The sequence below is a fragment of the Pedococcus sp. P2_E5 genome (genome assembly GCF_056403895.1).
Window position 1 is genome coordinate 26,997 of sequence record NZ_JBFUEP010000032.1, and the last position, 26,095, is coordinate 53,091.

Sequence of the window (26,095 nt, forward strand, 5' to 3'; positions counted from 1 at the left end):
ACCCTCCCGTGCGGTTCCACCATGGTGACACCACCTAGATGCCTCAGGTCCGAGATCGGTTCAGGGTCGGTCTCCAATCGTCTCGCATCCGAGACGGTATGCCGCCTGCGCGGGGCGCGCAGGCGGCATACCTCCGCTGCAATGGAGGCATGACCACCACTGCCACCTCAGCGCCGACGGTCACCGTCGGGACCGGGCCTGTTTCGTTCGACGACGTCGTCGCCGTCGCGCGCCACGACGCGAAGGTCGAGATCTCCCCCGACTCGTTGGCGGAGGTGCGCCGCACCCGCGCCGTGATCGAGGCGCTCGCCGACGACTCGGTCGCGCACTACGGCGTCTCCACCGGGTTCGGTGCGCTGGCGACGCGGCACATCCCGGTCGAGCTGCGGGCCCAGCTCCAGCGCTCACTGGTGCGGTCGCACGCGGCCGGCTCGGGCGCCGAGGTCGAGCGCGAGGTGGTCCGTGCGCTCATGCTGCTGCGCATCTCCACGCTCGCGACCGGGCGCACCGGCATCCGCGAGGCGACCCTGCAGACCTACGTCGCGATGCTCAACGCGGGCATCACGCCGGTCGTCCACGAGTACGGCTCGCTGGGCTGCTCGGGCGACCTCGCACCGCTGTCCCACTGCGCGCTCGCCCTCATGGGTGAAGGCGTCGTGCGTGACGCAGACGGCGAGAGGATGGCGACGGCCACGGCGTTCGCGGCCGCCGGCATCACGCCGGTCGAGCTGCGCGAGAAGGAGGGCCTGGCCCTCATCAACGGCACCGACGGCATGCTCGGCATGCTGGTGCTCGCGATCACCGACCTGCGCTCGCTGCTGAAGACGGCCGACATCTCGGCCGCGATGAGCGTCGAGGGCCAGCTCGGCACCGACGACGTCTTCGCCGCGGACCTCCACGCCCTGCGCCCGCAGCCGGGCCAGGCCCTCTCCGCCGCCAATCTGCGAAAGCTCATGCAGGACAGTGGGATCCGCGACAGCCACCGCGACCCCGAAGCCTGCACGCGGGTCCAGGACGCCTACTCGCTGCGCTGCTCACCGCAGGTGGCCGGCGCGGTCCGCGACACCGTGGAGTATGCCGCGACGGTCGCGGGCTTCGAGCTCGCCTCCGCGGTCGACAACCCCGTCGTCACGCCGGACGGCCGGGTCGAGTCCAACGGCAACTTCCACGGGGCGCCGGTGGCGTACGTCCTCGACTTCCTCGCGATCGTCGCCGCCGACCTGGCCTCGATCTCGGAGCGGCGCACCGACCGGTTCCTCGACGTCTCACGCAACCACGGGCTCAACGCCTTCCTCGCGGACGACCCCGGCGTCGACAGTGGCCACATGATCGCGCAGTACACGCAGGCCGCGATCGTCTCTGAGATGAAGCGCCTGGCTGTGCCCGCCTCGGTCGACTCGATCCCGAGCTCGGCGATGCAGGAGGACCACGTGTCGATGGGGTGGTCCGCTGCCCGCAAGCTGCGGCGCTCGGTGGACGGGCTGACGCGCGTCCTCGCCGTCGAGCTGCTCACCGCCGCCCGCGCCATCGACCTGCGCGCCCCCCTGACCCCCGCAGCCGCCACCGGGGCAGTGGTCAAGGCGCTCCGCGACGCCGGTGCCCCCGCGCCGGGCACCGACCGCTTCCTCGCCCCCGAGATCGAGGTGGCCGTCCAGCTCGTCGCGAGCGGCGCCGCCGTCGCCGCTGCAGAGTCGGTCACCGGCCCCCTCAACTGACACCCACGGCATACCCCACTCGTCGGAAAGCACTGAAGGAGAACGACATGGAAGGCGCCCGCCCCGTCCGCTCACCCCGCGGCTCGCAGCTCACCGCCCAGCACTGGGGGGCAGAGGCCCCGCTGCGCATGCTGATGAACAACCTCGACCCCGAGAACGCCGAGCGTCCCGATGACCTCGTGGTCTACGGCGGCACCGGTCGGGCCGCGCGTGACTGGAAGTCGTTCGACGCCATGGTCCGCACCCTGACCACGCTCAAGCAGGACGAGACGATGCTCGTGCAGAGCGGTCGTCCGGTCGGCGTCATGCAGACCCACGAGTGGGCCCCGCGCGTGCTCATCGCGAACTCCAACCTCGTCGGCGACTGGGCGACCTGGCCCGAGTTCCGCCGGCTCGAGCACCTCGGGCTGACGATGTACGGGCAGATGACCGCGGGCTCCTGGATCTACATCGGGACCCAGGGCATCGTGCAGGGGACCTACGAGACCTTCGCCGCGATCGCCGAGAAGCGCTTCGGCGGAACGCTCGCCGGCACCCTCACCCTCACGGGCGGTTGCGGTGGGATGGGTGGAGCTCAGCCACTCGCCGTCACCATGAACGAGGGCGCCTGCCTCATCGTCGACGTCGACGAGTCGCGGCTGCGGCGTCGGGTCGAGCACCGCTACCTAGACGAGGTCGCCTCGTCTCTCGACGAGGCGATCGACAAGGCCGTCGCCGCGAAGAACGAGCGGCGGGCGTGGTCGGTCGGTGTGGTCGGGAACGCCGCCGAGATCTTCCCCGAGCTGCTGCGTCGCGGGGTGCCGATCGACATCGTCACCGACCAGACGTCGGCGCACGACCCGCTGTCCTACCTCCCCGAGGGGATCGAGCTCGGCGACTGGCACGAGTACGCGGAGAAGAAGCCCGAAGAGTTCACCGACCGCGCCCGCGAGTCGATGGCCAAGCACGTCCAGGCGATGGTCGAGTTCCAGGACGCCGGGGCCGAGGTCTTCGACTACGGCAACTCGATCCGCGACGAAGCCCGGCAGGGCGGCTACGAGCGGGCCTTCGAGTTCCCCGGTTTCGTGCCGGCCTACATCAGGCCGCTGTTCTGCGAGGGCAAGGGCCCCTTCCGCTGGGTGGCGCTCTCGGGCGACCCCAAGGACATCGCGGCGACCGACAAGGCGGTCCTCGACCTGTTCCCCGACAACGACCGGCTGCACAAGTGGATCCGCGGGGCCCAGGACCGGATCGCGTTCCAGGGCCTGCCGGCCCGCATCTGCTGGCTCGGCCAGGGTGAGCGCGACAAGGCGGGGCTGGCGTTCAACGAGCTGGTCCGCACCGGGGAGGTGAGCGCCCCCATCGTCATCGGGCGCGACCACCTCGACACGGGTTCGGTGGCGAGCCCCTACCGCGAGACCGAAGCCATGCTCGACGGCTCCGACGCGATCGCCGACTGGCCCCTGCTCAACGCCCTGGTCAACACCTCGTCGGGTGCCTCGTGGGTCTCGATCCACCACGGGGGCGGCGTCGGCATCGGCCGTTCCCTGCACGCCGGACAGGTCTCGCTCGCGGACGGCACCGAGCTCGCGGCGCAGAAGCTGGCCCGGGTCCTCACGAACGACCCGGCGATGGGCGTCATCCGGCACGTCGACGCCGGCTACGACATCGCCGAGCGCACTGCCCGGGAGCAGGGCGTGCGGATCCCCATGCGCGAGAGCTGATCTCGCACGCACGCACGGTATGCCGGGTGGTCACCACCCGGCATACCCTCGCCTGTGTCGTCAGCCGACTTCTGGCCAGGACTCCCAGCCGGGCACGAGCCGGCTGTCCGTGTTGAGGTTGTCGACCACGTGGATCGGCACGGTGAGGATGCGCCAGGTCCGGCCGCGATCGGTGCTCACGTGGAGCCTCGCTGAGCCGTTTTGATGGAGCTCGTAGTAGGTCATGGCGGCGGTCGTCCCTCCCGCCGCGTTCCGGACCCCCTCGCCACCCTGCGCGAGGGGTATGACACGTCGGGACTCCCGGCCACTGGCATCGACCCAGACGGCCGTGAAGGTGACGGGGACAACCCCGGGGCCGCTCGTCACAAGACCCCAGAAGCCACCGACGGTGTTCCTGTCCCAGTCAGCCTCGGGAAGGTCGATCTGGCGCAATGTCCGGGTCGAGACGTCGATGGTGCACGGGCCGCTCGGGCAGTGCACCCAGCGGATGCCAGCACGGGGAGCCAACTCCGGACCCCAGGTCAGGGGGACGGCTTCCCGCATCGACTCGGACACCAGCAACGGAGTGTCAAGATCAGAAGGGGCTGCGGACCCGCCCAGAAGGGCAAAGGCGACCTCGCCGCCGCTCGTGAACCCTGCCACCGTGAAGCCGCGCGGCGTTCTCGTCCCACCCTCGGTCAGCTCGCCGAGCCAGCGCGGCAGCGAGGTGCGGCTGAAATACTCGAGCGTTCCCGCGCGGACGTCCACGATGCAGCCCAACTCGTCGCCGGGGCAGTACGAGAGGTGGCGTCCGGGGCCGGGGGGACCTGATGTCGTCGCCACTTTCAGGTCGATCACCTTCAGTGCGTTCGCGTCGACCAGGCGACTGGGGCGGCCTTCGCCGCCCCAGTCGGCGAAGTAGCCCTCGCCGACGTACACAGGGATCGCCGACCTCGTTCTGTCCGACATCGGGATGAGTACCTGACTGTCACCATTGGTCACCTTCCACACCGTGCGGCACCGTCCTCCGACGGAGGAGGCGAGGTCCAGCGGGACGGCGTCGGGCCAGTCGTTGGCGACCAGGACCCCCGAACTCGGGTGAGCGCAGACGTGGCGCGGGTCGACGACGGCGGGGTGGCCATCATCGGCGGACGCCTTGTGGCCTGCCCCGAGGCCAAAGACCTGTTCCGGCGTCAGCGCCCTGAGTGCGTCGAGACCGGCGTCGGCTGACGTTGGTGTGGTGCTTGGGCTGGGGGTGATGGCAGGGAGGGTGCGGCCTTCGGAGCCTCCAGGGAGGATGGTGGCGATGGCGGCGACGGCGATGGCTGCTGCGGCGACAACGGTCGTGGCCTGCGAGCGCCCACGACGGGTGGCAACTCGTTCGAGGTCGGCCAAGTTGGGTGGGACGATCTCTTGCTCGAGGCCGGCGGCGTAGTTCCTCAAGTCAGACATGGTCGGCCTCCTCCGTGGTGCGCAGAGCTGTGCCGAGCTGTTCGCGGGCCCGGGCTAGTCGTGACTTCACGGTGCCGACGGGCACGCCGAGCTCGGCAGCGATCGTGGTGAGGGGCTGGTCGGCCAAGTAGTGCAGGACGACGACGGTGCGCCACTCGGGCCTGAGCTCGGCGAGTGCGGCGGCGACGGCGAGCCGCTGGGGAGTCGGTTCGATGGGGGCCATGGGACCGGGGACCTTCGGCATGAGTCGGCGCAGGACCGTGTTTCGCCGCCAGCGGGTGCGTTGGGTGTTGATGGCGACGGTGCGCAGCCACGCCTCGGGGTTGGTCACCTGGTCGAAGCGGGATCCCTGCCGGATGGCCCTGACGAAGGCCTCCTGGACGGCATCCTCGGCCTCGACCTGGTTGCCACAGACAACCATCAGCTGGGCGACGAGTCGTTGGTAGGACGCGTCATACACGTTGGCCAGCTTGCTGGTCACCGCCATGGCGCCACCTCCGTCCCCTCAGGACCCAGTCTGGATCTGCTGACCCAACGACCAACAGCCCCTCCGGAAGGTTCCCGAACTGCGGCAACTTTTCTCGGCCCGCTCTTCCGCGTGGTGGACGGGCCAGTGGAGTCGTGGGATGTGGCGGCCGACCGCTAGGTCGGTTCGGTGACGTCCGCGACCTGGGCGTCGAGCGCCCGCAACACGTGGTCGGCCTGCGCCGTGGCCGCGACGCCATGGGCACCGGCCCCGATGGAGATGAGCCGACCGGACACGGTGGCATCGGCCACCACCGGCCAGGCGGTCAGCGAGCCGAACGGCGTGATAGTGCCGCGCTCGTAGCCGGTGACGTCCTTGGCGGTCGCGGCGTCGGGCATCGACATCCGGTTCACCCCGAGCAGCGCGCGAAGCTTGGGCCAGGAGATCTCTCGCCCACCCGGCACCAGGACGAACAGGTAGTCGTCCTCCGCGCGCCGCACCACGAGGGTCTTGATGATGTCGCCCGGCTCCACGCCCCGCGCCGCGGCCGCCTCCTCCAGCGAGCTGACCCGGCCGTGGCGCGTGATGGTGTGCTCGATGCCGCTCTGCTCCAGAGCTGCCGCAGCGCGCACCGCCCCATCGTCAGTCACGCGGAGAGCCTAGCCGCCGCTCCTCCTCGCCGTGCCTGTCTGTGATCCGAGACGGAATGGTGGGGGAGCCCCCACATCATCGCGTCCGCTGGTGTGGAATGGTCTGGTCGTCGGTCTGCGCCCCACCGCGGACCGCGCCAGTCCTGCCGCCGCCGCCAGAGAGGGCACCGTGAGCTTCGAGTCGATGTGGGCTGACCTCCAGCCCGTCGGACGCAGCGCCCAGTCAGGTGGCTACCGACGTTTCGCCTGGACCCGTGAGGACCACGACCTGCGCGAGTGGTTCAGCGGCGAGTGCGCCGCGCGCGGGCTCGACCTCACCGAGGACCGGATGGGCAACCAGTGGGCGTGGTGGGGTGACCCCGACGCGGCGGCCGCCCAGGGGGACAAGGGCGTCGTCACCGGGTCGCACCTCGACAGCGTCCCCGACGGCGGTGCCTTCGACGGTCCGCTGGGGGTCGTCAGCGCGCTGGCGGCCATCGACGTGTTGCGGGACAAGGGGTTCGAGCCCTCCCGGCCGATCGGCGTGGTGAACTTCGTCGACGAGGAGGGGGCCAGGTTCGGCGTGGCGTGCGCCGGCTCCCGGGTCATCACGGGAGCCATGACCGCCCGTCGGGCACGCAGCCTCACCGACGCCGAGGGCACCACCATGGCTGACGCGCTCAAGGCAGCCGGTCGTGACCCGCACCAGATCGGTCGGGATGACGACGCCATGCGCCGGATCGGCAGCTTCGTCGAGCTCCACGTCGAGCAGGGTCGTGGGCTGGTGGACTTCGAGCACCCCGTTGCCGTCGGCAGTGACATCTGGCCGCACGGCAGGTGGCGGCTCGACTTCACGGGCGAGGCCAACCACGCGGGCACCACCCGGCTCGAGGACCGCCACGACGCGATGCTCGGATATGCCGGGGCCGTTCTCGCCGCCCGCGAAGCCGCCATCACGCACGGCTGCGTCGCGACCATCGGCAAGGTCGTGGTGACACCCGGCGGGGTCAACGCCATCCCGAGCGCCGTGACCGGCTGGCTCGACGCGCGGGGCGCCAGCCCACGGGCCGTGCGCCGCGCGGTCGCCGACATCAGCTCGATGGTCGAGCAGTCGGGCGGACGGATCACCGAGGAGTCGTGGACGCCCTCCACGCCCTTCGACGCCTCGCTGAGCGCGCGGCTGGGGACCCGGCTCGGCGGCATACCCGTCCTGGGCACTGGGGCCGGGCACGACGCCGGCATCCTCGCGAACGCCGGCATCCCCACCGCCATGCTCTTCGTCCGCAACCCCACGGGCATCTCGCACTCACCGGAGGAGCACGCGGAGCTCTCCGACTGCCTCGAAGGGGTGGCGGCCCTGACCGCCGTCCTCGAGGACCTGGCGGGGGCGCAGGCGTGACCACCTCAGGCGTGACCACCTCAGGCGCGACCAGCCACTACTGGGCCGAACACGCCTGGCTCCCGACCGGACTGGCCACGGGGGTGCGGTTCGAGGTGGTCGACGGGGTCTTCGCCGGGGTGCACCGGGCCCGCCCCGAACCGGGTGACGAACGGCTGCACGGAGTGGTCCTGCCGGGCTTCGCCAACGCCCACAGCCACGCCTTCCACCGCGCCCTGCGCGGGCGCACCCACGGAGACGGCGGCAACTTCTGGACGTGGCGACAGCAGATGTATGCCGTCACGCGGCACCTCACTCCGGACACCTACCTCGCCCTGGCCCGGGCAGTGTTCGCCGAGATGGTGCTGTCCGGGATCACCGTCGTCGGGGAGTTCCACTACCTCCACCACGACGTGGGTGGCCGCCGCTACGCCGATCCCAACGCGATGGGGGAGGCGCTCATCGAGGCCGCGCGCGACGCCGGCCTGCGGCTCACCCTCCTCGACACGTGCTACCTGGCAGGCGGCCTGGCCGGGGACGGGCACCTGCCACTGGACGAGGTGCAGCGGCGGTTCAGCGACGGCGACGTCGACGCGTGGGCGACCCGCGTGGCTGCCCTGGCTCCGGACGCCACGACGCGGATCGGCGCGGCCGTCCACTCGGTGCGGGCGGTGCCGCGCGACGACCTGCGGGCCATGGCCGAGGTGACCCGCGGTCGCACCGTGCACGCCCATGTGAGCGAGCAGCCGGCCGAGAACCTCGCGACGCAGATGTTCTACAACGCCACGCCCACCGAGCTGCTCGACGACGCCGGTCTGCTCGGCGAGAGGTTCAGCGCAGTGCACGCGACGCACCTGTCCGACCGGGACATCAGTCTCCTGGGCGAGTCGGGCACGACGGCCTGTTTCTGCCCGACCACGGAGCGCGACCTCGCTGACGGCATCGGTCCCGCGAGAGCGCTGACCGCTGCGGGTGCGCGCCTGTCGCTCGGCTCGGACCAGCATGCCGTCATCGACCCGTTCGAGGAGGTGCGCGGGCTCGAGATGCACGAACGTCTCGCCAGCAACGAGCGCGGCCGGTTCACCCCCGATGAGCTGCTGAGGGCGGCAACCGCGGACGGCTACCGCAGCCTCGGCTGGCAGGACGCCGGTGTCATCGCGGAGGGGGCGGTGGCGGACTTCGTCGTGGTCCGCACCGACACGGTCAACACCGCGGGCGCCAAGGCGGGCCAGATCCTCTACTGCGCCACGAGATCCGACGTCGACCGGGTGGTGGTCGGAGGCAGCACGGTGGTGGAGGCGGGACGCCACCGGCTGGGCGACGTGGCAGCCTTGCTCGGCAAGTCGCTGTCCGACGTGAGGGAGCACCAGTGAGCAGCACCGTCGTCACCGGAATCGCCGAGCTCGTCACCTGCGACGGGTCGACTCCTGACGGGCTGGGCCTCCTCCGTGACGCCGCGGTGGTCATCGAGGACGGACACGTCGCGTGGCTGGGCCCGGCGTCGGGTGCGCCGATGACCGACGACCAGGTCGACGTGGGTGGACGGGCGGTGCTGCCCGGCTTCGTGGACTCGCACTCCCACCTGGTCTTTGCGGGGGACCGCGGGGACGAGTTCGCCGCGCGGATGGCCGGCTCGCCCTACGACGGCGGTGGCATCGGAGTCTCGGTGGCCGCCACGCGGGCTGCCTCGGACGACGAGCTGCGGGCGCTCGTCGCACTCCGGGTCGCCGAGATGCGCGCCCAGGGGACGACGACCGTCGAGATCAAGAGCGGCTACGGCCTGACCATCGAGGACGAGGCGCGGGCGCTGCGCATCGCCGGGGAGTTCACCCCGGAGACGACCTTCCTCGGTGCCCACGTGGTGCCGCGCGAGTACGCCGACGACCGCGCGACCTACCTCGAGCTCGTGACCGGGCCGATGCTGGAGGCGGCTGCCCCGCACGCGAAGTGGATCGACGTGTTCTGCGAACCGCACTCGGCCCACGCGTTCACCGAGGACGAGGCCCGGGCCGTGCTGCTCGCCGGACGCGGTGCGGGACTCGAGCTGCGGGTGCACGGCAACCAGCTGGGCCACGGACCCGGCGTCCAGCTGGCGGTCGAGCTCGGAGCGGCCAGCGTCGACCACTGCACCTACCTCTCGCACGCCGACCTCGACGCGTTGGCCGCCGCCGCGGACACCACGGTGGCGACGCTCTTGCCCGGGGTGGAGTTCTCGACGCGCTCGCCCTACCCCGATGCCGGGGCACTGCTGCGGGCCGGGGTTTCGATCGCGCTCGCGACGGACTGCAACCCGGGCACCTGCTACTCGTCGTCGATGCCGTTCGTCATCGCCCTGGCGGTGCGGGAGATGGGCCTGACGCCTGGAGAGGCCGTGCTCGCGGCGACGACGGGATCGGCGAAGGCTTTGCGGCGCAATGACATCGGACGGATCGTGGTGGGAGCGCGAGCCGACCTCACCGTCCTCGACGCGCCGTCACACGTCCACCTGTCCTACCGTGCGGGCGTCCCCATCGCCAAGGCCCTCGAACTACCCGCCTGACCATCCGTCGGGCACACCGGGCTGCAGGGGCCCCGGCGACGCACCGGCAGGTCGACCCGTCAGGCGTCGCCCTGCTGCATCGCCTTGGGGAGGTGTCCGGCTGACTTCTCGTAGTACTCGGCAGCCTTGCGGGTCGCGATCACCCGGGCAGCACCAGCCGCCAGTCCGGTCAGCGCGGCGAACGCGATGGCGTCCTTCCACGGGGTGCGTGGGTCGCGCGGGTCGACGACGGCGTCGCGGCCGGCCTTCTTCCACACGGTGGTGACCAGCTTGTTGGCGACGACACCCGCGAGTACCGCCGATCCGGTCCCCAGCACTCGCCACACCAGTGGTCCCATGTCGCACACCTCTTCCCTACCCGTTGCTCACGCGTTGCGGACCTGTCGCCCACGGCCGCGCGAAATTGCCGCTGACCTGCGGCTCCACCCTGCCACACCCAGGAGTATGGTTCGACGGGTAACGACAGGGGAGCGCGCAAGCGCTGAGAGTGCGGGAGACCGCAGACCCTCACACCTGATCCGGTTCGCACCGGCGTAGGGAGTCGAGAATCTCAGACACCTGTCGGGCGAAGTGCGCCACCACAGGTGTCTTCTCCCGGCGTGGGGTCTCCTCGAGGCATCCACCGGATTCCACGGGAGAAGAACACATGAGCACCACCAACACCCCGGCCACCTCGGCCGACACCACCACCCCGGCCAAGGCCGACCAACCCACCGCCCGCCGCGGCAGCATCCTGGCCAGCCGCCCCCTGGCCGGCTGGCGCACCGTCGACCTGCTGACCATCGCCTTCCTCGGCGCCGCCTTCGGTGTCGCCTACTGGGGCTGGGGCATCGCCTACAAGGTCCCCGCCGACGCCCTGGGTGCGGTGTTCGCTCCCCTGTCGTCGCTGATCTACGGTCCCTGGCTCATCGCCGGAGTCGTGGGAGGACTCGTCGTTCGCCGCCCCGGAGCAGCCCTGCTCTGCGAAGTGGTCGCCGCCCTCGTCTCGATGATTCCGGGCACCGCCTGGGGCATCGACACCCTCTACTCCGGGGTGCTTGAGGGCCTTGGCGCCGAGCTCATCCTGGCCGTCTTCCTGTACCGCCGGTTCGGCTGGACGGTAGCGGCCATGGCCGGCGCCCTGAGCGGAGTCTTCGAGGCCGTCTACGAGGTGCTCAAGTACTACCGCGACTGGGCGTTCGGCTGGCAGGCGCTCTACGTCGTGTGCTTCGCGATCTCGGGCGTCGTCATCGCCGGGCTCGGCGGCTGGGCGCTGACCAAGGCCTTGGCCTCGGCAGGCGGCCTCGGCGCCTTCCCCGCTGGACAGGAAGCCCGGGAGTCACGCGCTGTCTGAACACCCGGGCACGGTCCGGCCCGCTGAGCCCGTGGCGGCTCCCGCACCCGGGCACCTCGAGGTCCGAGGACTGACGTGGCGCCCGTACGGCCGTCGCGAACCGGTCATCCCCGGCCTCGACCTCGACATCCCTCCGGGACAGCGGGTCCTGCTCGTCGGCCCGAGCGGCTCCGGCAAGTCCACCCTCCTTCGTGGGCTTGCCGGGGTGCTCGAGGTCGCCGACTCGGGTGAACGCGGTGGCACCGTGCTGCTCGACGGCGCCGTTCCCGGAAAGCGGGCCGGCGACGTCGGCCTCGTCCTCCAGGAGCCGGGCGCGGGCATCGTGTCGGCCACGGTCGGCCGCGACGTCGCCTTCGGCCTCGAGAACATCGGTATGCCGCGCGCGGACATGCCCGCGCGCGTCACCGCCGCGCTCGACGCGGTGGGCCTCGACCTGCCCCAGGACACTCCGACGTACGCCCTGTCGGGTGGTGAGCAGCAGCGGCTGGCCCTGGCGGGGGCGCTCGCCCTCGAGCCCACGGTCCTGCTGCTGGACGAGCCCACCGCGATGCTCGACCCCGCGAACGCCGACTCGGTCCGCAGGACCGTCGACGAGGTGACGCGGTCCCGCCGGCTGACGACGGTCGTCGTGGAGCACCGGCTCGGTCCCTGGCTCGACGTCGTCGACCGGCTCGTCGTCCTCGACTCCAGCGGGCGGGTCGCAGCCGACGGCGAACCACTCGCCGTCCTCGCGCAGCACGGGGAGTCCCTTGCAGCCCAGGGCATCTGGGTGCCCGGATTCCCCGACCCGCAACCACGCGGCATACCCGCTGGTGTTTTCGAGACGTCGTCGACCGGTGCCAATCTGCTCACCCTGGACGCGGCCGAGGTCACCATCACCCGGTCGGTGCGGGCTCTCGACGGCTCGACCCGCACCACCGTCGCGGTGCAGGACCAGTGGTTCCAGGCTCGTGCGGGGCAGGTGCACGCGCTCGTGGGTCCGAGCGGCGCGGGCAAGTCGACCTTCCTGCTGGCGCTGGCCGGGTTGCTGCGACGGCAGGCCGGTCAGGTGCGGCTGCGGCCCGACCTCGCGGTCGACGGGGAGCGCGACCCGCACGAGCTGGGCACCCTCGACCTGGCGCGCCGCGTGGCCTGGGTGCCCCAGTGGGCGAGCTCGACGATCGTCAGCCACACGGTGCTCGACGAGGTGATGACCACCTCGCGAGCGGTCGGCCTGGTCGAGTCCGAGGCGCTCGAGCGCGCCCGGGCCCTCCTGGACCACCTGGGCCTGGCCCCCCTCGCCCAGGCCGATCCACGTCACCTCTCCGGCGGGGAGCAGCGCCGGCTCGCCATGGCGTCCGCAGTGGTCCACCAGCCGGAATTCGTCTGTGCCGACGAAGCCACAGTCGGCCAGGACCGGCTCACCTGGGGCGCGGTCATGGGCATCGTCGAGGGCTTGCGGGACGCGGGTTCGGCCATCGTCCTGACCACGCACGACGACGCCGTCATCACCCGGGCGAACGCGGTGACGACGATCGACCGGCCCGTGCAGCCACCGCCCGAGCCCGCCCGTCGACGTCCGCTGGTGGCGCGGGCCGGCCCGCTGTCGCTCATGGCGGGGGCGAGCCTCGCGATCCCGGCGGGCGTGGCCTCGCCGCGGTGGTCCACCAGCCTGGTCGTGCTCGCGGTGCAGGTCGCGCTCGCCGGGCTGGCCCTGTGGGCTCCCGGCGACGGACCAGCGCCCACTCGTCGGCTGCGCGGGGTGCTGCTGCGGCTGGGCCCCGGACTCCTGGGCGCCCYGTCCGTGGCGTGGTCGACGTGGCTGCTGGGCGGCCACGACCTCGACACCGCGTTCACCGCGGGACTGCGTGTGCTCATCATCGTGCTGCCCTCGGCGGTGCTCATCCAGCACGTCGACGCAGACGCCCTCGGCGACCACCTCGGCCAACGGCTGCGGCTGCCCGCCCGTCCCGTGGTGGCCGTGGCGGCGGCACTGCAGCGGGTGCACACCTTCGGCGAGATCTGGGCGGAGATCGCGCGGGCCCGTCGGGTGCGAGGGATCGGCGCCACGGCGCGGTCGCCCCGGTCCGTGCTGGCCGAGCTGTGGGCCCTCACCATCGGGATCCTCGTGCGATCCCTCCAGGCCGCGGCCACGCTGGCCGTCGCGATGGACGCCCGCGGGTTCGCCACGGCATACCGACGCACGTGGGCGGCCCCGGCGCCCTGGCGCGGTGCGGACTGGCTGGTCGTCGTGGCGAGCCTGCTGCCGGTGGTGGTGGCGGCCGGTTGGCGCTGACCCGCTGTCGCCCGGGTCTTGTGCGCAATGGGTGACCGGAGCAAGGTGAACCCATGAACCGTGTCAGCGACGCTGCGGGTCCCCGTTCGCCCGAGCAGATCCGCAACGTGGTGCTGGTGGGGTCGAGCGGAGCCGGCAAGACGGCCCTGTTCGACCAGTTCGTGGCGGCTCGGATCCCGGGCCGCCGCGCTCGTGAGGGGGACTCGGCGGCGACGTTGTCGCTCATGGCCGCGTCGGTCCCGAGCGGTGGCGTGACCATCAACCTGCTCGACACCCCGGGTCACCCTGACTTCATGGGCGAGGTGCGCGCCGGCCTGCGGGCCGCCGACGCGGCCGTGTTCGTCGTCTCCGCGGCCGACGGTGTGGACGAGCCCACCCGGCTGCTCTGGCGTGAGTGCGACGCCCTCGGTATGCCGCGTGCGGTCGTCATCACGCGCCTCGAGCAGGCGCGGGCGGACTTCGAGGCGACCGTGGACGCGTGCCAGCGCGCGTTCGGCGACGCCGAGCCGCTGGCCCTGCCGCTGATGGTCGACGGTTCGGTCACGGGTCTGCTCAACCTGCTGCGTCGAACGGTGACCGAGCAGCAGCCGGGAGGCGGTGAGGCCGACAGGGAGCCGAGCGTCGACGAGGGTGAGCTGATCGACGCCCAGCGTGGTGAGCTGATCGAGTCCGTGATCGAGGAGTCCGAGGACGAAGGGCTCCTCGAGCGCTATCTGGAGGGCGAGGAGATCGACACCGAGGTGATCGGCGGCGACCTGCGGACGGCGGTCGCCACGGCCCGGTTCTTCCCGATCCTGCCGACGCATGCGCCAACGGGCGTGGGGATCGAGTCGCTGATCGAGCTGTGCGAGAAGGGATTTCCCTCACCGGTGGGAGCGGCGGTGCCTACGGTCTACACGTCCGCGGGTGGGGACTTCGGTGCCGTCACCTGCGATCCGAATGGTCCGCTCGTGGCCGAGGTGGTGCGGACGACGACCGACCCGTTCGTGGGTCGGCAGTCCCTGGTCAGGGTGTTCTCCGGGACGCTGCGGCCCGACGATCCGGTGCACATCTCGGGGCACCTGCAGCACTTCGCGACCCACCTCGTCGACGAGCACGCCGACCACGACACCGACGACGAGCGCATCGGGCCGCTCGCCGCCCCCGTGGGCGACGAGACCCGACCCGTCAGCGCCGGGATCGCCGGTGACATCGTCGTGGTCTCCAAGCTCTCCGGCGCCGAGACGTCCGACACGCTGTCCCGCAAGGACAGGGCTGCGCTGGTCGAGCCGTGGGTGCTGCCGAACCCGCTGTTGCCGGTCGCGATCCACGCCCGTTCCAAGGGCGACGAGGACAAGCTGGCCACGGCCCTGCAGCGACTGGTCGCCGAGGACGTCACGATGCGGCTCGAGCACAACTCCGAGACCCACCAGCTGGTCCTCTGGGCGATGGGGCCGGCCCACGTCGACCAGCTCATCGCGATGCTGGAGTCGCGCTACCACGTGCCGGTCGAGGTGGAGCCGGTGCGGACGTCCCTGCGGGAGACCTTCGTGCGACCCACCAAGGTCCAGGGTCGACTCGTGAAGCAGTCCGGCGGTCACGGGCAGTACGCCGTGTGCCACCTCGAGATCGAGCCACTGGAGCGAGGGGCCGGGATCGAGTTCGTCGACAAGGTGGTCGGCGGCGCGGTACCCCGCAACTACATCCCCTCGGTGGAGAAGGGCGCACGCGTACAGCTGGAGAAGGGGGTGCTGGCCGGCTACCCGGTGGTGGATGTGCGGATCACCCTCGTCGACGGCAAGGCCCACTCCGTCGACTCCTCCGACATGGCCTTCCAGACCGCGGCCGGCATGGCACTGCGCGAAGCCGCCAACGACTCGACCGTCGCGATGCTCGAACCCGTCGACGAGGTGCACATCGAGGTCAGCGACGACGCCGTCGGTGGGGTACTCGCGGACCTCCGCGGACGCCGGGGGCAGGTGCACGGCACCGAACCGGCGCAGGTCGAGGGGCGCACCCTGATCCACGCCGAGGTGCCGGCGCACGAGCTGGCCCGCTACCCGGTGGACCTGCGATCGGTCTCGCACGGCACCGGCACGTTCACCCGCAGCTTCGTCCGCTACGACTACATGCCTCCGGCCCTGGCCAGGGAGGTCACGGCCGGCTGACGCTGGGGGTCTCGACCCGGCCGCGACGCACGAGGTAGCCGTGCCACAGGAGTCGTGCGGCGGTCGAGCGGTGCGGTCGCCAGCGCTCACCGAGCTCGTTGAGGGCAGCCTGGTCGGGGACGGTGTCGAGCCCGAGGGTCTCGGCGGCGGCCACCTGGAGGGCGCGGTCGCCGACGGGCCACAGGTCGGGCCGCCCGAGGCAGGCCAGCAGGTAGACGTCGGCGGTCCAGCGGCCGATGCCGGGCAGCGCCGTGAGTGCGTGACGGACCGCAGCGTCGTCGAGGTCCGCGAGTCCGTCCAGGTCCAGGTCACCCGTCTCGACCGCCGTCGCGAGGGCGCGCAGGTAGCGGTCCTTCTGGCGGGACACCCCGTCGAGGCGCAGATCCTCGGGGGTGCTGGCAAGCAGGGCGCCCGGGGTGAGATCGCCGATCCGCTCCACGACCTTCCGGTAGGCCGCGGCGGCACTGGCGAGCGAGACCTGCTGCTCGAGGATGAACAGCACCAGGCTCGGGAACCCCGTCGGCCGCAACCACAGGGCAGGGGTCCCGTGCGTCGCGACGAGCTCGGCGAGGTGGGGGTCGTCCGCCGTCAGGCCCGCCACCGTCCGCGCGAAGAGGTCGTCGTCCACGTCGCGACGCTACCCGAGAGGCGCTGAGGCCCCGAGTCACGGCACGTCTGACCCAGAGGTGGCGTCCGGCGGAAGGACACCMCCGCCGGACGCCACCCGCCAGCCGGCGGGCAGGGGACCCGCTCAGGCTGGCTCGCCCTCGACCTCACGGGCCGCGACCGTAGGGGATCGGTCGCGCCGGGATCGGGCGAGGTGGGAGGTCCCCGCAGGGACGGTGTGCTGTGGCCCGGCAGCGAGGTCGGCTGCCGCGTCGTAGGCGTACTCGGTGCGCCACAGGACGTCCGACCAGTCGTAGGCCGGGCGGACCGTCGCGTTGTGCCGCTGGATGCGAGTCCGCACATCGGCGTGCGTGCAGAGCAGTGCCAGGTGCGCAGCTAGCTCGGCGTCGCTACACGCCAGCAGCCCCTCCACGCCGTCGGCGACGAAGTCGGCGACCCCGGTCCCGGCTCGTGCGACCACGGCCAGACCGGACGCCCGGGCCTCGAGTGCTGCGATCCCGAAGGACTCGAGCGTGGCAGGCGCTGCGAACACGTCGGCTCCTGCGTAGAGGGCCCGGATCTGGTGGTGCGACAGGGCTCCGGGCGCTTCCACCCAGCCCTGCATCCCCCAGCTCGAGATCCTCCGCCGCACCTGGCCGAGGCGGGGACCGTCGCCCACCAGCACCGCGCGGACCTCGACATCGGCCGGGACGGCCGCACGCATCTGCCGCAGCGCGGCAACCAGCTGCAGCGGCCGCTTGCGACCCTTCATCCGCATGACGCTGACGACCGTGACCCGCCCACCGTGCGCTGCCGACCTGCCGGTATGCCGCGCGGCCGCCGTGGCGGGCGCCCACAGCGCCGTGTCCACGGCGTTCGGGAGGACCAGCACGCGGCGCCCTGGCAGGGCGCGGCGCAGCGGGTCGGACGCCGCCTCGCTCACGGCTGCCCACTGGATCGGCAGGTCGCCCCAACCCCGAACGGCCGAGGTCGCGCGGTACAGCGGCCACGTGCCCGTCCACATCGAGTGGACCGTCGACACGACCGGAATCCCTTGTGCAGCAGCAAATTCCGCGGTCCGCAGGGCGAGTGGTGAGATGGCCGACACATGGGAGTGGACGGTTTCCGCCTCCGATGCCAACGTCCACGCGGCGCGGACGTCACGCACGACAGTCACCCCGTTCGAGCCCACACCGGTCGGCCCCGCTGTCCGGGTGAGGACGGTGACCTGGTGCCCCTCGGCCGCCTGGCGGGCGGCGAGGTCGTGGACCATCACCTCGATGCCACCCACCGTGGGGGCGTAGGTGTCGGTGGCGTGCAGGATCCTCATCGCACCACCCGTGTCGTGCGGCTCCGGGCCACCAGCCAGCCCCCGAGCCACACCCCGCCGACGGGGATCTCGAGCAGGAAGATGAACCCCCGGTAGAGCAGCACGCCGGACGTCACAGCCAGCGGGTCACCGCCGAGGGCGACCAGCGCCGCGACCGTCCCCGCCTCGGCGGTTCCCGCGCCGCCGGGCGTGAGGACCGCCAGCGAGAGGAGGCGCTCGACGGCGAAAGCAGCCACCACGGCATACCAGGGCACGGTGGCCCCGACCACATGCAGGCACCCCCACAGCAGCGCCCCCTGGAGGAGAACGTAGGTGCCCATCCCCGCGGTCAGCTGCGGCCACGTCCTCGATGCCACGGCAAGGACCTGGCCACGCGTCTCGAGGAGAATGCGGGTGGCGCCCAGGAACCAGCGCTCGCCCCGACCGCGCAGCAGCGCGCGGAGCACCCGCACCACGGCGCCGACCGAACGGCTGGCGGACCGTTCGCTGCGCAGCGCCCCGAGGACGGCGGCCAGGGTTGCCAGCAGCAGCAGCGCGGCGACCGCTGCGGTGGTTCGCACGAAGTGGCCCGCGCCGTGGCCCGCGAGGACGAGGGCGGTGAGGGCCACGACGGGCAGGAGCAGCTTGGCGAGGACGTCCCAGATGTTCGTGACGATGGTGAACGCGGCGAAGGCGGTCTCGCGGAAGCGCCAGGCCCGGACCATCGCCAGGTTGGTCGCCACCCCGAGTGCCCCGCCCATCGGGGCGATGTTCGAGACCGCGCTCCCCGTCAGGCTCAGGGTCAGCGCACGGCGTCGGCTGAGCCCGGGGAGGGCGCCGGTGAGGACGAAGGAGTGGGCGACGAGGCCAGCCGCCCAGACCACCGCGAGGACGACGAGCTGGGGTGGCCCGACCCTGGCGAGCACGCCGCCGATCGCGGACCACCGGGCTCCGGCGAGGGCGGGGACGACCCACCCGAACATCGCGCCGATGACGACGACTGCGGCCACCGCGCGCAGCGTGGCGCGCCCGGACGGCGTGGCCCGCGGGGTCGTCGGCGCTGCCAGTGCTGCCATGACGTCCCCTCGCTAGCCGGTAACCGCTGTGGCTACCGCGACCACCATGGCGTCCCGACCCTGAGCCATTCCTGAGAGACGGGTCGTGGCCGGTTCCTCCGATGAGGTTCCTCAGGAATCGCTCAGACTCCGCGCCTGACACTGGTCACCCGAACACCGGAGGAGTTCCCCCATGAGCCACCCCGCCGCCCTGCCGTCATCGGCCGGACGCAGGCCGTCAGTCCCCTCGGTCGCGTTCCCCGGCCGGTTCGTGGCGTGTGCCGTGGCCGCCGCCTCCGCGGCGCTGGCCACCGTGGGGCTCGCCGACGGGGCTGGGGAGCGCGGCGACCTCTCGGCCCACGATCCCGCCGTCACCGAGGCGGTCGTCAGCCACCGGACCCCGGTCCTCACGGTGCTGGCCCAGGTCGTGACCGCGGTCGGCAGCGAGATCTCGATCGGCCTGCTGACCCTGGCTGTCGTCGGCTGGCTCGTGGTCCGACGGCGGGACCGGGTTGCCGCCGCCGTCGTGGGCAGCGCCACGGTGGTCGGCGCCGCGCTGACCCTCGCGCTCAAGCACGTCGTGGGCCGCGCTCGCCCCCCGGCCTCGGTGATGCTGGGCGTCTTCGACTCCGGGTACTCCTTCCCCTCCGGGCACACGGCCTTCTCCACGGTCTTCTTCGGGCTCGTCGCCGGTCTGCTGCTGAGAGGAGCCCCGAGCGCGCGCCGGCGCTGGCTCGTCCTGTCGGGGTGGGTCGCGACCAGCGCCGCCATCGGGGCGACCCGCCTCTACCTCGGCTACCACTGGCTGACCGACGTGCTGGCCGGATGGACCCTGGCCGTCTGCGTCCTGTCGGTGACCGCGGCGGCCGTCATGCTGGTCGAGAGGCGCCTGCAGGATCCGGCCCGACCGGGCCCCCAGCCCTACGCTGAAGGCCCGCGGTCCACCGACACTCGATCCACCGACACTCGATCGACCAACAGAGGGGCGAGGTTCGATGCGCGTCTTGCTCGTTGAGGACGAGGTGGCCCTGGCCGAGACGGTGCGCCGCGGCCTGACCAACGAGGGCTTCGTCGTCGACGTGGCGCACGACGGCGTCACCGGTCAGTGGATGGCGACCGAGAACCCCTACGACGTGATCGTGCTCGACATCATGCTGCCGGGGCGCAACGGCTACGACGTCCTGCGCAACATCCGCTCCCTGAAGATCTGGGCGCCGACCCTGATGCTCACCGCCAAGGACGGGGAGTACGACCAGACCGACGCCTTCGAGCTCGGCGCCGACGACTACCTCACCAAGCCGTTCAGCTTCGTGGTCCTCGTCGCCCGGCTGCGCGCGCTCGTGCGCCGTGGCGCCCCCGCCCGACCCGTCACGCTGACCGTGGGCGACCTCGAGCTGGACCCCACCAAGCGCACGGTATGCCGTGCCGGTCACCAGATCTCGTTGACGGCGCGCGAGTTCGCGGTGCTGCACTACCTGATGCGCCACCCCGAAGCGGTGCTGTCGAAGGCGGAGATCCTCGAGAACGTCTGGGACCCGGCCTTCGACGGGAGCGAGAACATCGTCGAGGTCTACGTGGGCTACCTGCGCAGGAAGATCGACTCGGCCTTCGGGGTGACGTCGGTCGAGACCGTGCGCGGCATGGGGTACCGGCTCATGCCGGTCACGTCGTCGGGCCGGGGTCCCGGGGCAGCCTGATCTCGAACCGGCACCGACCTGTCGGGGAGACGCCTGCCTGCACCGTGCCGCCGTGGGCCTCCACGACCGTGCGGACGATCGCCAGCCCGAGACCGCTGCCACCACGGTCGCGCTCACGCGCCTGCTCGAGCCGGGCGAAGCGGTCGAACACCCGCTGCCGCTCGGCCTCGGGGATCGGGGGGCCGTCGTTGTCCACCGTCACCACCACGTCGCCGTCGACCACCTCCACGCCCAGGTCGACGCCACCCGTGGTGTGCCGCGCGGCGTTGTCGACGAGGTTGCGGATGGCCTGGCTGAGTCGTGCCGGGTCGCCGGTCACGCGGGCAGCCGCGATCGACGCGGTGACCGGGAACTCCACGGTGGCGCGCAGCCGCCGCACCTCGACGTCCACCAGGTCGTCGACGTCGACCTCCCGCAACGACAGGGGGAGCCCGTCGTCGGCCTTCGCCAGCGTCAGCAGGTCGTCGACGAGCCGCTGCATGCGCAGCGCCTCGGACGCGATGACCTCGTCGCGGGCCGGATCGGGGGTCGTGGCGCGGTTGGCGACGTCGATGGCGGCGATGATCGTGGCCAGCGGGCTGCGCAGCTCGTGCGAGGCATCGCTGACGAACCGCCGTGTCGTGGCGTCCGCCTGCTCCAACCGGTCGAGCATGAGGTTCATGGTCTCGGCGAGCCGGGCGATCTCGTCCCCGGAGGGCGGCACGGTGAGGTGACCGCGACCGCGGACCCGCGTGATGCGGGCGACCTCGCTGCGGATCCGCTCCACCGGCTGCAGGGCCTGCCTCAGGATGCGCCAGATGAGGAACAGCAGCAGCACGAGCATGGCGGTCGCCCCGACGGCCAGCAGGCCGGTCGCGATCTGCACGGTGTTGGTGGCGACATCGAGCGGAGCGCCGACGACCACCACGAACTCGGCGCCGCCGGGATCCCGGACGCCCTGCGCCACGATGGCGTGCGGCTCGCCCGTCTCTCCCGGTATGCCGGTCACCTGGTCGACCGCGACGCTGCCGGGAGCGGGGCGCAGCTTCGTGATCGGTGCCCGCTGGGCCACCTCGGAAGAGGCCACGACGCCGCCGTGGCGCTCGATGATCTGCAGGATCGAGCCCTGGCCCGGGATCTGCTGGAGGGCGGCCCGGGCCGGCGCCTCCCCGTCGCCCACGACCGCCGCCACCTGGGCCGCCTGGACGCGGGCGGCATCCTGGGCCGAGCTGTACAGGATGCGGTCGAGGGTCAGCGCGAACGCGGTCAGGCCCAGCACCAGCACCACGACCGCGACCGCGGCTGCGACGACGAGGACTCGTCGCTGCAGCGACCAGGACCGCCAACGCTTCACGTCGGTCCCCCTCGTGGGCAGCTGCCGGGCGCACACCGCGGCGGGTCGGGTCATGCGGACCGGACTCTACCTGCGGGACCTCGCAGTCACCTGAAGAGGCGCTGAGCAGCAAGCGCTCCCGAACGCCAGAATCCTCGGAACAGAAAAGTTCCTCGTCTCGGGAACACTCACGCGCCGCACGAAGTTGAGTCGGGTGAACGCAAGTTTGGCGCCTCGATTTGCCACACGGCATACCGGCTCCTAACTTGAGTGCAGGCAACTCAACCCAGCACCAACCCAGACACAGGAGATTCACCATGGCACGTGCGGTCGGCATCGACCTCGGTACCACCAACTCGGCTGTCGCCGTCCTCGAGGGCGGGGAGCCGACGATCATCGCCAACGCGGAGGGCGGTCGCACGACCCCGTCCGTCGTGGCGTTCTCCAAGGGCGGTGAGGTCCTGGTCGGCGAGATCGCCAAGCGCCAGGCCGTCACCAACGTCGACCGGACGATCCGTTCCGTCAAGCGCCACATCGGCCGCGACTGGGAGTCCCCGGAGATCGACGGCAAGACCTACACGGCGCAGGAGATCAGCGCCCGCATCCTCCAGAAGCTCAAGCGCGACGCCGAGTCCTACCTCGGTGAGGTCGTGACCGACGCGGTCATCACCGTCCCCGCGTACTTCGACGACCACGAGCGCCAGGCCACCAAGGAGGCCGGTGAGATCGCGGGCCTCAACGTCCTGCGCATCATCAACGAGCCCACGGCCGCGGCCCTCGCGTACGGCCTCGACAAGGGCAAGGAGGACGAGCTCATCCTCGTCTTCGACCTCGGTGGTGGCACCTTCGACGTGTCCCTCCTCGAGGTCGGCAAGGACCCCGACGACGGCTTCTCGACGATCCAGGTCCGCGCGACCAGCGGTGACAACCAGCTCGGCGGCGACGACTGGGACGAGCGCATCGTCAACCACCTCCTGACCACCGTGAAGAACACCTCCGGCGTGGACCTGTCCAAGGACAAGATCGCCATGCAGCGCCTGCGTGACGCGGCGGAGCAGGCCAAGAAGGAGCTCTCCTCCTCGACCAGCACCAACGTGTCGATGCAGTACCTCTCGATGTCCGAGAACGGCCCGATCCACCTCGAGGAGACGATCAGCCGCGCCCAGTTCGAGCAGCTGACCAAGGACCTGCTCGACCGGACCCGCCAGCCGTTCCAGAACGTCATCAAGGACGCCGGCATCGCGCTGGCCGACATCGACCACGTGGTCCTCGTCGGCGGCTCGACCCGCATGCCCGCCGTGAGCACGCTCGTCAAGGAGCTCACCGGTGGCAAGGAGCCCAACAAGGGCGTCAACCCCGACGAGGTCGTCGCCGTCGGTGCGAGCCTGCAGGCCGGTGTCCTCAAGGGTGAGCGCAAGGACGTCCTGCTCATCGACGTCACGCCGCTCTCGCTCGGCATCGAGACCAAGGGTGGCCTGTTCACCAAGCTCATCGAGCGCAACACGGCGATCCCGACCAAGCGCTCCGAGGTGTTCTCCACGGCGGAGGACAACCAGCCGAGCGTGCTCATCCAGGTCTTCCAGGGCGAGCGTGAGATCGCGCAGCACAACAAGCAGCTCGGCACCTTCGAGCTGACCGGCATCGCCCCGGCCCCCCGTGGCGTGCCGCAGGTGGAGGTCACCTTCGACATCGACGCCAACGGCATCGTCAACGTGTCCGCCAAGGACCGCGGCACCGGCGTCGAGCAGAAGATCACGATCTCCGGCGGCTCGGCCCTCGCCAAGGAGGACATCGAGCGGATGATCAAGGAGGCCGAGGCGCACGCCGAGGAGGACAAGAAGCGTCGTGAGGAGACCGAGGCCCGCAACACCGCGGAGAACCTCGTCTACTCCACCGAGAAGTTCCTCGGTGACAACGCCGACAAGCTCCCGGCCGACGGCCGCGGCGACGTCGACACCGCGCTCGCGGACCTCAAGGAGGCCCTCAAGCCGGAGTCGGGCGCCACGCCCGAGGACATCTCGGCGAAGACCTCGAAGCTCTCCGAGGAGTCGCAGAAGCTCGGCACCGCGATGTATGCCGCGGCCGCCGAGTCCGAGCAGGCCGGCACCTCCGGTGACGGTTCAGCTTCCGAGGGCGCCGATGGCGCCGGCTCCGCCGGCGAGGGTGCGTCCGACGACGACGTCGTGGACGCCGAGGTCGTCGAGGACGACGAGACCGACGGGGACAAGAAGTGACCGAGCAGCACCAGCCTGCTGAGGGTGCCGAGGAGGTGGTGGGCGCCGACGAGTCGGTCGAGCCCACCACCGCCGAGGCGGCCCCCCTCCAGGGCGACATCCTCGACGACAGCGATGCCGGCGAGGGCGGCTACGAGCGCGTGCCCGCCGAAGGCGAGATCCCGGCGGCTGCCGGCCCGTCGGCCGACGAGGCGGCGGCCGACACCTCGGCCGCGGACCTCCACCCGGACACGTTCCTGGCGGCGGAACGCCTGAGCGACCTCCAGCGGCTGCAGGCCGAGTACGTCAACTACAAGCGTCGCGTCGACCGCGACCGGGCCGTCGTGCAGGAGCGCGCCGCCCAGTCGGTGATCGAGGCGCTGCTGCCGGTGCTCGACGACATCCACGCGGCGCGGGAGCACGGCGACCTCACCGAGGGGCCGTTCTCCGCCATCGCCGACAAGCTCGAGTCCACCCTCACCAAGTTCGGGCTGCAGCGCTACGGCGCGATCGGCGAGGAGTTCGACCCCACCCTGCACGAGGCGCTCATGCACACCGCCTGGCCGCAGGACGGCTCCGTCGAGCCGACCGGTTCGACCACCGTCGTGCAGGTTCTGCAGCCCGGCTACCGCGCCGGCGAGCAGATCCTGCGTGCGGCGCGCGTCGCCGTGGCCGATCCTGAGTAGGCACAGGATCATCCAGGGCACGACGCAGCTGAGAGGAGGGTGCCGACATGGCTAGCCAGGACTGGTTCGAGAAGGACTTCTACGCGATCCTCGGTGTCCCCAAGGATGCTGACGACGCAGCCATCAAGAAGGCCTACCGCAAGCTCGCCCGCAAGCACCACCCCGACCAGAACGCGGGGGACGCTGCGGCCGAGCAGCGCTTCAAGGACATCGGCGAGGCCAACTCGGTCCTGTCGGACGCCGAGAAGCGCCGCGAGTACGACGCGGTCCGGCAGATGGCACACGGTGGCGCCCGGTTCACCGCGGGCGGTCCGGGCGGCGGCGCCGGGGGCTTCGACGACGTGTTCTCGGCGATGTTCGGGGGCGGCGGCGCGGGGCGCGGCGGTGGCAGCAGGGTGCGGTACTCCACCGGTGGCGGTGGAGGTGAGCCCAACCTCGAGGACCTGCTCGGGGGGATGTTCGGGGCAGGTGCCGGCCCGGCATACGGAGGGGCTGGGTTCCGCGCGCCGCAGGGACCGCGCAAGGGCGCGGACCTGACTGCTCGCACGAGTCTGTCCTTCCGCGATGCGGTGGAGGGTGCGACGGTCACGCTGAGCACCAACGGGGCCGGCCAGATCACCACCCGAATCCCCGCTGGGGTCAAGGACGGTCAGAAGATCCGGCTCCGCGGCAAGGGCCAGCCGGGGGAGAGGGGGGCAACGCCGGGCGACCTCATCCTCACCATCACCGTGGACAAGCACCCCGTGTTCGGCCGCGACGGGGACAACCTGACCATCGACCTGCCGGTGACCTTTGCCGAGGCGACCCTGGGGGCCACCGTCTCGGTGCCGACCCTCGACGGGTCGGCCGTCAAGGTGCGGGTGGCCCCTGGCACCCCCAGTGGCCGGGTGCTGCGCCTCAAGGGGCGGGGCGTGCCCCTGAAGGACAAGCCGGGCGACCTCATGGTCCGCGTCACCGTGGTGGTGCCGCAACGACTGTCGGACGAGGCGAAGACCGCCGTCGAGACGCTGCAGTCGCTGGATGAGGGCTTCGATCCCAGGGCCGAGCTCTTCGCGAACGCGAGGGCGTGACCTGCGATGACTGAGGCGCGATGACAGAGCTGCGAGGCTTCTCCCCGGACGACGATGCCCCCATCTTCGTGATCTCCGTCGCGGCCACGTTGGCCGGCATGCACGCCCAGACGCTGCGCCAGTACGACCGGCTCGGGCTGGTCAGTCCGTCGCGGACCCGCGGCGGCGGCCGTCGCTACTCCGGTCGTGACGTCGCCATGCTCCGCGAGGTGCAGCGGCTGTCGCAGGAAGAGGGCGTGAGCCTCGCCGGCATCCAGCGGATCCTGGAGCTCGAGAACCAGGTGGCGGCGTTGCGCGGCCGCGTGCTCGAGCTCTCCGACGAGCTGGAGCGGGCGCGCCTGGCTGCGGGGATCCGCCCCGCCTCGCGGGTCTTCGCCGTCGGCCCCACCGGTGACGTCATCGCCGTGCGCGCGGGCCAGCGACCCCGCCTGCAACGGTCTCAGGCGCTGGTCGTCTGGCGCCCCACGTCGCACTGACGACAACCCTGGGCGAGAGCCCTCACCCGGGGCTGGGGGTTGAGGGCTGTGGGTG

The 26,095-nt window shown here is 71.6% G+C and carries 22 protein-coding genes and 1 riboswitch; of the genes, 14 read left to right on the forward strand and 8 right to left on the reverse strand.

What is annotated here, in order from left to right:
• Positions 1–149: 149 nt before the first annotated feature.
• Positions 150–1,715, forward strand: coding sequence for a histidine ammonia-lyase (hutH, locus tag AC1DVZ_RS12410; RefSeq protein WP_477618505.1), 1,566 nt, complete (start codon positions 150–152; stop codon positions 1,713–1,715).
• Positions 1,716–1,762: 47 nt separating this feature from the next.
• A complete protein-coding gene (gene hutU / locus AC1DVZ_RS12415; protein ID WP_477618506.1) occupies positions 1,763–3,418 on the forward strand; it encodes a urocanate hydratase in 1,656 nt (551 codons plus the stop codon).
• A gap of 60 nt (positions 3,419–3,478) precedes the next feature.
• Here the strand turns inward: hutU and AC1DVZ_RS12420 are convergent, their stop codons facing one another.
• The 3 genes from AC1DVZ_RS12420 to AC1DVZ_RS12430 all read right to left on the reverse strand — a co-directional run bounded on the left by AC1DVZ_RS12420 (position 3,479) and on the right by AC1DVZ_RS12430 (position 5,965).
• Positions 3,479–4,849 (reverse strand): hypothetical protein, encoded by a 1,371-nt coding sequence (locus tag AC1DVZ_RS12420; protein WP_477618507.1) that lies wholly within the window; start codon positions 4,847–4,849, stop codon positions 3,479–3,481.
• Positions 4,842–5,336: an RNA polymerase sigma factor gene (locus AC1DVZ_RS12425; protein ID WP_477618508.1), complete on the reverse strand. Its 495-nt coding sequence runs from the start codon at positions 5,334–5,336 to the stop codon at positions 4,842–4,844. The genes AC1DVZ_RS12420 and AC1DVZ_RS12425 overlap by 8 nt, the downstream gene beginning before the upstream one ends.
• Positions 5,337–5,491: 155 nt before the next feature.
• Positions 5,492–5,965: an aminoacyl-tRNA deacylase gene (locus AC1DVZ_RS12430; RefSeq protein WP_477618509.1), complete on the reverse strand. Its 474-nt coding sequence runs from the start codon at positions 5,963–5,965 to the stop codon at positions 5,492–5,494.
• Between the two features lie 169 nt (positions 5,966–6,134).
• On the opposite strand from AC1DVZ_RS12430, the gene AC1DVZ_RS12435 reads away from it, so the two are divergent.
• The 3 genes from AC1DVZ_RS12435 to hutI are packed head-to-tail and all read left to right on the forward strand — an operon-like array spanning position 6,135 to position 9,861.
• Positions 6,135–7,343, forward strand: coding sequence for an allantoate amidohydrolase (locus AC1DVZ_RS12435; RefSeq protein WP_477618510.1), 1,209 nt, complete (start codon positions 6,135–6,137; stop codon positions 7,341–7,343).
• Complete coding sequence (locus AC1DVZ_RS12440; RefSeq protein WP_477618511.1) at positions 7,340–8,695, forward strand: formimidoylglutamate deiminase; 1,356 nt, start codon at positions 7,340–7,342, stop codon at positions 8,693–8,695. Before AC1DVZ_RS12435 ends, AC1DVZ_RS12440 begins: the two co-directional genes overlap by 4 nt.
• Positions 8,692–9,861, forward strand: a complete 1,170-nt coding sequence (gene hutI, locus AC1DVZ_RS12445) for an imidazolonepropionase (protein ID WP_477618512.1) — start codon at positions 8,692–8,694, stop codon at positions 9,859–9,861. The genes AC1DVZ_RS12440 and hutI overlap by 4 nt, the downstream gene beginning before the upstream one ends.
• A 59-nt stretch (positions 9,862–9,920) precedes the next feature.
• Here hutI and AC1DVZ_RS12450 read toward each other — a convergent pair whose 3' ends face one another.
• Complete coding sequence (locus tag AC1DVZ_RS12450; RefSeq protein ID WP_477618513.1) at positions 9,921–10,199, reverse strand: DUF4235 domain-containing protein; 279 nt, start codon at positions 10,197–10,199, stop codon at positions 9,921–9,923.
• A 116-nt stretch (positions 10,200–10,315) separates the two neighbouring features.
• Positions 10,316–10,418: riboswitch (TPP riboswitch) on the forward strand.
• Positions 10,419–10,507: 89 nt separating this feature from the next.
• Here AC1DVZ_RS12450 and AC1DVZ_RS12455 point away from each other — a divergent pair.
• From AC1DVZ_RS12455 to AC1DVZ_RS12465, 3 genes are read left to right on the forward strand one after another with little or no spacing between them, the layout of a single operon-like run.
• Positions 10,508–11,194, forward strand: a complete 687-nt coding sequence (locus AC1DVZ_RS12455) for an ECF transporter S component (RefSeq protein WP_477618514.1) — start codon at positions 10,508–10,510, stop codon at positions 11,192–11,194.
• Positions 11,195–11,225: 31 nt separating this feature from the next.
• Positions 11,226–13,469: an ATP-binding cassette domain-containing protein gene (locus AC1DVZ_RS12460; protein ID WP_477618515.1), complete on the forward strand. Its 2,244-nt coding sequence runs from the start codon at positions 11,226–11,228 to the stop codon at positions 13,467–13,469.
• Positions 13,470–13,522: 53 nt separating this feature from the next.
• On the forward strand, positions 13,523–15,616 hold the full coding sequence (locus AC1DVZ_RS12465) for an elongation factor G-like protein EF-G2 (RefSeq protein WP_477618516.1): 2,094 nt from the start codon (positions 13,523–13,525) through the stop codon (positions 15,614–15,616).
• Here the strand turns inward: AC1DVZ_RS12465 and AC1DVZ_RS12470 are convergent.
• The 3 genes from AC1DVZ_RS12470 to AC1DVZ_RS12480 form a co-directional block, all read right to left on the reverse strand.
• Complete coding sequence (locus AC1DVZ_RS12470) at positions 15,603–16,244, reverse strand: DNA-3-methyladenine glycosylase family protein (RefSeq protein ID WP_477618517.1); 642 nt, start codon at positions 16,242–16,244, stop codon at positions 15,603–15,605. The genes AC1DVZ_RS12465 and AC1DVZ_RS12470 overlap by 14 nt on opposite strands.
• Before the next feature lie 123 nt (positions 16,245–16,367).
• The gene (locus tag AC1DVZ_RS12475; RefSeq protein WP_477618518.1) at positions 16,368–17,552 is read right to left on the reverse strand and encodes a glycosyltransferase family 4 protein; all 1,185 of its coding nucleotides are present in this window, start codon (positions 17,550–17,552) and stop codon (positions 16,368–16,370) included.
• Complete coding sequence (locus AC1DVZ_RS12480; protein WP_477618519.1) at positions 17,549–18,607, reverse strand: lysylphosphatidylglycerol synthase domain-containing protein; 1,059 nt, start codon at positions 18,605–18,607, stop codon at positions 17,549–17,551. The genes AC1DVZ_RS12475 and AC1DVZ_RS12480 overlap by 4 nt, the downstream gene beginning before the upstream one ends.
• Positions 18,608–18,779: 172 nt before the next feature.
• Between AC1DVZ_RS12480 and AC1DVZ_RS12485 the strand changes: the two genes are divergently transcribed.
• Both AC1DVZ_RS12485 and AC1DVZ_RS12490 read left to right on the forward strand, forming a co-directional pair.
• Positions 18,780–19,601: a phosphatase PAP2 family protein gene (locus AC1DVZ_RS12485; protein WP_477618520.1), complete on the forward strand. Its 822-nt coding sequence runs from the start codon at positions 18,780–18,782 to the stop codon at positions 19,599–19,601.
• On the forward strand, positions 19,582–20,283 hold the full coding sequence (locus tag AC1DVZ_RS12490) for a response regulator transcription factor (protein WP_477618521.1): 702 nt from the start codon (positions 19,582–19,584) through the stop codon (positions 20,281–20,283). The genes AC1DVZ_RS12485 and AC1DVZ_RS12490 overlap by 20 nt, the downstream gene beginning before the upstream one ends.
• Here AC1DVZ_RS12490 and AC1DVZ_RS12495 read toward each other — a convergent pair.
• Positions 20,249–21,670: a sensor histidine kinase gene (locus AC1DVZ_RS12495; protein ID WP_477618522.1), complete on the reverse strand. Its 1,422-nt coding sequence runs from the start codon at positions 21,668–21,670 to the stop codon at positions 20,249–20,251. The two genes, AC1DVZ_RS12490 and AC1DVZ_RS12495, sit on opposite strands and share 35 nt — an antisense overlap.
• Before the next feature lie 242 nt (positions 21,671–21,912).
• Here AC1DVZ_RS12495 and dnaK point away from each other — a divergent pair, with 242 nt between their 5' ends.
• Genes dnaK through AC1DVZ_RS12515 form a run of 4 tightly spaced genes read left to right on the forward strand, consistent with a single transcriptional unit; the run spans position 21,913 to position 26,040 of the window.
• Positions 21,913–23,829 carry a molecular chaperone DnaK gene (dnaK, locus tag AC1DVZ_RS12500; RefSeq protein ID WP_477618523.1) on the forward strand — a complete coding sequence of 639 codons (1,917 nt, stop codon included), beginning with the start codon at positions 21,913–21,915 and terminating at the stop codon, positions 23,827–23,829.
• Positions 23,826–24,494: a nucleotide exchange factor GrpE gene (grpE, locus tag AC1DVZ_RS12505; RefSeq protein WP_477618524.1), complete on the forward strand. Its 669-nt coding sequence runs from the start codon at positions 23,826–23,828 to the stop codon at positions 24,492–24,494. Before dnaK ends, grpE begins: the two co-directional genes overlap by 4 nt.
• Before the next feature lie 47 nt (positions 24,495–24,541).
• On the forward strand, positions 24,542–25,564 hold the full coding sequence (locus AC1DVZ_RS12510; RefSeq protein WP_477618525.1) for a DnaJ C-terminal domain-containing protein: 1,023 nt from the start codon (positions 24,542–24,544) through the stop codon (positions 25,562–25,564).
• A gap of 20 nt (positions 25,565–25,584) precedes the next feature.
• Positions 25,585–26,040 (forward strand): heat shock protein transcriptional repressor HspR, encoded by a 456-nt coding sequence (locus tag AC1DVZ_RS12515; protein ID WP_477618526.1) that lies wholly within the window; start codon positions 25,585–25,587, stop codon positions 26,038–26,040.
• The last annotated feature ends 55 nt before the right edge of the window (positions 26,041–26,095 follow it).

Bases quoted from the DNA above. Each gene is read 5' to 3' on its own strand.
- AC1DVZ_RS12450 (WP_477618513.1), bottom strand. From the start codon at position 10,199: ATGGGACCACTGGTGTGGCGAGTGCTGGGGACCGGATCGGCGGTACTC.
- AC1DVZ_RS12495 (WP_477618522.1), bottom strand. From the start codon at position 21,670: ATGACCCGACCCGCCGCGGTGTGCGCCCGGCAGCTGCCCACGAGGGGG.
- hutU (WP_477618506.1), top strand. From the start codon at position 1,763: ATGGAAGGCGCCCGCCCCGTCCGCTCACCCCGCGGCTCGCAGCTCACC.
- AC1DVZ_RS12510 (WP_477618525.1), top strand. From the start codon at position 24,542: ATGGCTAGCCAGGACTGGTTCGAGAAGGACTTCTACGCGATCCTCGGT.
- hutH (WP_477618505.1), top strand. From the start codon at position 150: ATGACCACCACTGCCACCTCAGCGCCGACGGTCACCGTCGGGACCGGG.
- dnaK (WP_477618523.1), top strand. From the start codon at position 21,913: ATGGCACGTGCGGTCGGCATCGACCTCGGTACCACCAACTCGGCTGTC.
- AC1DVZ_RS12465 (WP_477618516.1), top strand. From the start codon at position 13,523: ATGAACCGTGTCAGCGACGCTGCGGGTCCCCGTTCGCCCGAGCAGATC.
- AC1DVZ_RS12490 (WP_477618521.1), top strand. From the start codon at position 19,582: ATGCGCGTCTTGCTCGTTGAGGACGAGGTGGCCCTGGCCGAGACGGTG.
- AC1DVZ_RS12480 (WP_477618519.1), bottom strand. From the start codon at position 18,607: ATGGCAGCACTGGCAGCGCCGACGACCCCGCGGGCCACGCCGTCCGGG.
- AC1DVZ_RS12515 (WP_477618526.1), top strand. From the start codon at position 25,585: ATGACAGAGCTGCGAGGCTTCTCCCCGGACGACGATGCCCCCATCTTC.
- AC1DVZ_RS12455 (WP_477618514.1), top strand. From the start codon at position 10,508: ATGAGCACCACCAACACCCCGGCCACCTCGGCCGACACCACCACCCCG.
- AC1DVZ_RS12420 (WP_477618507.1), bottom strand. From the start codon at position 4,849: ATGTCTGACTTGAGGAACTACGCCGCCGGCCTCGAGCAAGAGATCGTC.
- AC1DVZ_RS12475 (WP_477618518.1), bottom strand. From the start codon at position 17,552: ATGAGGATCCTGCACGCCACCGACACCTACGCCCCCACGGTGGGTGGC.
- AC1DVZ_RS12425 (WP_477618508.1), bottom strand. From the start codon at position 5,336: ATGGCGGTGACCAGCAAGCTGGCCAACGTGTATGACGCGTCCTACCAA.
- AC1DVZ_RS12485 (WP_477618520.1), top strand. From the start codon at position 18,780: ATGAGCCACCCCGCCGCCCTGCCGTCATCGGCCGGACGCAGGCCGTCA.